This window comes from Actinoplanes sp. NPDC048791, assembly GCF_040650095.1.
In the GTDB taxonomy this organism is placed as follows: Bacteria; Actinomycetota; Actinomycetes; order Mycobacteriales; family Micromonosporaceae; genus Actinoplanes.
In genome coordinates, this window is sequence record NZ_JBEZGQ010000440.1 from 3,173 (window position 1) to 6,620 (window position 3,448).

5 protein-coding genes are annotated in these 3,448 nt (G+C 70.9%); 3 read left to right on the forward strand and 2 right to left on the reverse strand.

Going from position 1 to position 3,448, the window contains the following annotated elements:
* The first annotated feature begins 180 nt into the window (after positions 1–180).
* Complete coding sequence (locus AB0C29_RS27245; protein WP_360825651.1) at positions 181–1,023, forward strand: SDR family NAD(P)-dependent oxidoreductase; 843 nt, start codon at positions 181–183, stop codon at positions 1,021–1,023.
* An 18-nt stretch (positions 1,024–1,041) separates the two neighbouring features.
* On the opposite strand, the gene AB0C29_RS27250 is transcribed toward AB0C29_RS27245, so the two are convergent.
* Together AB0C29_RS27250 and AB0C29_RS27255 are read right to left on the reverse strand one after the other, a co-directional pair.
* A complete protein-coding gene (locus AB0C29_RS27250; RefSeq protein WP_360825654.1) occupies positions 1,042–1,887 on the reverse strand; it encodes a PHP domain-containing protein in 846 nt (281 codons plus the stop codon).
* Positions 1,887–2,405 carry a hypothetical protein gene (locus AB0C29_RS27255; protein ID WP_360825657.1) on the reverse strand — a complete coding sequence of 173 codons (519 nt, stop codon included), beginning with the start codon at positions 2,403–2,405 and terminating at the stop codon, positions 1,887–1,889. Before AB0C29_RS27255 ends, AB0C29_RS27250 begins: the two co-directional genes overlap by 1 nt.
* Positions 2,406–2,519: 114 nt before the next feature.
* On the opposite strand from AB0C29_RS27255, the gene AB0C29_RS27260 reads away from it, so the two are divergent.
* Positions 2,520–2,891, forward strand: a complete 372-nt coding sequence (locus tag AB0C29_RS27260; protein WP_360825660.1) for a hypothetical protein — start codon at positions 2,520–2,522, stop codon at positions 2,889–2,891.
* Positions 2,888–3,418 (forward strand): hypothetical protein, encoded by a 531-nt coding sequence (locus tag AB0C29_RS27265; protein ID WP_360825663.1) that lies wholly within the window; start codon positions 2,888–2,890, stop codon positions 3,416–3,418. The genes AB0C29_RS27260 and AB0C29_RS27265 overlap by 4 nt, the downstream gene beginning before the upstream one ends.
* Positions 3,419–3,448 lie beyond the last annotated feature (30 nt).

Here is a 3,448-nt window from a genome sequence, read left to right on the forward strand (position 1 = left end):
GTTCGCCGCCACCGACATGAACCGGCACACCGGTCAGCTGACCGTCACCGAGGGCACCGACTCGATCATCCGGCTCGCGACCGTCGACGCCGGCGGGCCGACCGGGATCTTCGTCGACCGCCTCGGCCCCGTCGGCTGGTGAACCGCCATGTCACGCCGTACCGGAAAGGAAGCAACACCATGAGCAAGGTCTGGTTCGTCACCGGCTCGTCCCGCGGCCTGGGCCGCGAGTTCGTCGCGGCCGCGCTGGCCCGCGGCGACCGGGTCGCCGCCACCGCCCGGAGCACCGCGAGCCTGGATGACCTGGTCGCCGCCTACGGCGACGCGATCCTGCCGCTCGCGATGGACGTGACCGACCGGGCGGCGGTCTTTTCGACCGTACGGCGGGCAGAAGAGCACTTCGGCCGGCTCGACGTCATCGTCAACAATGCCGGCTACGCCCAGGTCGGCGCCGTCGAGGAGCTCTCCGGGCAGGAACTGCGGGAGCAGCTGGAGACCAATCTGTTCGGGGCGGTGTGGGTGATCCAGGCTGTGCTGCCGTACCTGCGCGAGCAGCGCTCGGGGCACATCATCCAGCTGTCCTCGGCGGCCGGGGTCATCGCCATGCCGCTCGGCGGTGCGTACCACGCGTCCAAGTGGGCCCTCGAGGGCTTGAACGAGGCGCTCGCCGGGGAGGTCGCGGACTTCGGCGTCAAGGTGACCATCGTCGAGCCCGGTGGTTTCGCCACCCGGGGTGGCAGGAACCCGGATCCGCTGGCCAACGGGCACATGGCCCGGACGCTCCCGGCGTACGACGATCTCCGCCGGCGCCTGGCCGCGCTGGTGGGCGGACAGCCGGCCGGCGACCCGGCCGCCGCGGCCCAGGCACTGCTCAAGATCGTCGATGCTGACGATCCGCCGCTGCGGGTGCTGTTCGGCCAGGGCTTCTACCCGCTGGTGCAGCAGGTCTACGCCGACCGGCTCAAGACCTGGGCCGACTGGCAGGACCTCTCCGCCGAAGCCCAGGGACACCCGGCGGTCTGAGCCGCGTCGCCCCGTTGCTCAATCGATCCGTCCCCACAGGCTGTGCGGGCCCTCACCGGGTCTGAAGCCGTGCGCCTCGGCCAGCTGCGCGGCCTCGGCGAAGCCGTGTCCGACCAGGGCCGGCAGGTGGGCGTCACTGCCGAAGGTGATGGCGTCGCCGCCCTCCTCGTGCCACCAGGTCAGCACCGTCGCGTGCAGCGGCAGCCGGGTGTTGACCTCCAGCGCCCGGCCGGACTGCGCGGTCAGCCGCAGCGCATGCCGGAACTCGTCCTCGAAGGCGGCGGGGTCGAAAGGGCCGGCGTGCTCGGCCGGCCAGAAGCGGACCGGATAGTCGATGTGGGCCAGCACGGAGAACGTCTCGCCGGTCGACACCATCGCGGCGACCTCGGCGAGATAGTCCCGCACCACGTCGTGGGGGTCCCGGTGCGGGAAGATGCCCCAGGGCTCGGCGAAGGCGCCCTGGTCCGGCAAGGTGTGCAGCGAGCCGAGCAACCGGTCGAACCGGCCGGCGGCCAGCACCTGCGCGATCTGGTCGGCGTGGCGGTGCGGCTCCCCCAGCTCCAGACCACTGAGGACGCGCAACTGCGGGAACTTCTCCCGGCATCGCTCGATCGCCTCCAGATAACCGGCGGCGTCAAAAGCGGGCGGCGTCAACAGCCCTTCAGCGTCGGCCAGCGCCGTGAGGTTGTCCATGACGTACGGGCCTTCCAGCGCGACACGCCACACGGTGTGGTCCAGGTGCTCGGTGAAAGCGATCGCCGGCAGACCGAGCTCCACGGCTCGGACACAGGTCTGCTCCATGTCGCCCACCGCCGTGTCCCACGACCATTCACTGTGCACGTGATTGTCAGGAGGTAGGGGCACTAGACGACCTCCGTGGTGGGAACCTGAACCGCACGATTCTCGTCGAGGAACTCCAGCCGCGGATGCCACCGGGCCAGCGCCGCCGGATCGTCGAATCCGCAGTGGAACTGGGCGTCGTACCGGCGCAGCGTGGGATCCCACCGCGAGGTGCGCCAGGCCCAGACCGGCACCGTGTCGAACTGCAGCTGCCCACTCGGAAAGGCATCGACGACGGTGGTGAGCAGCCGCCGGACGTCAGCCTCGGTCAGGTAGGGCACCAGCCCCTCGGCGATCAGGAGCAGCGGGCGGTCGCGGGGAATGCGGTCCAGCCAGGCCAGGTCGGTGACACAGGCCCAGGTGTCGTGGCCCAGACTCCGGATCACGGCGACTAGACCCAGCTGCGTGGCGCCGCGGCCCCGGTCGTAGCCGGGATCGAGCCGGCGCATCACCCGCTCGGCGTACCGGTCACCGAGAATCGGGTCCGGCAGGCGGTTGTCCAGGGCTTTGGCCTTGAGAACAGGCATGAGTGTCTTCTGCACGCCGACAAGTTCAGCGCCATCCACAAACCGACCCTAGCGGGTCGCTGGGTGTTGACGACACCTGTCAACACAGGGCGGATTCGGCGGCAACCGCGGCTGCTTAGCGTACGGAGCATGAACCTGCGGCTCGCCATCGTGCTCGGATTTGCGGCGCTCATTCGTCCCGGGCTCAGCATCCTGGGGGCGTACCAGGGGCCGCTGGGCAAGCCCTTCGGTCCCCTGCTGATCACCGCGCTCATCTGCGTCGGCTGGGTCGCCGCGGTGGTGCTCGCCAAGGTCGAGAAGCCGGTGCCGACGTTGGTTGCGGCGGGTCTCGCGTACGGGATCGGGTCGATTTTGTTGAACTGGTGCCTGCAGCCGTTCCTCGACTCGGCCGAGACGATCCCGCTGCCCGGTTATTTCGGGATTCTGATCTTCAACGCGCTCCTGGGCGCGGTCCTCGGCGGGATCGCCTGGCTGATCCGCCGCCGTAGTCTGGCCTCGTGAGCGTGGTGCTCGGTCTTCTGACCGCGGTGATCGTCGCCGTCGCGGTCGCCGCCGACGTGCGCGGCGACGGCGTCCACCCGGTCGCCTATCTGTTCGCGGCCGGGTTCGGCGCGCTCATGCTGGTGCGCCGGCGTCATCCGGTCGGCGTGCTGGTCGCGACCGGTGTCGGGCTGCTCGGCTATTACGCGCTGGGGCTGCCCCCGATCGGCCTCGCGCTCCCGGTGGGAGCCGCCCTCTACTCGGCGGCCGAGGCCGGGCGGCTGCGGTGGGCGACCGGGACGGCGGTCGCGCTCGTGGCGATCTCGTCGGCGGCGCGCAGCCTGGGCGGGGAGGACCCCGGTTACCTGTACGCCTACGAGCTGCCCACGACCGTCGCAGTGATGGCCGCCGCGATCCTTCTCGGCGACGTCGTGCGGACCCGCAGGTTGTGGCGGGCCGAGGCGGCCGACCGGGCTGCGCGCGAGGTCGACCGGCGGATGCAGCACGAGCGGGTGGCGCTCGCCCCGAGCTCGGCCCGATCCCGCTGATCGGCTTCGCCGGGGCGCCGTTCACCCTGG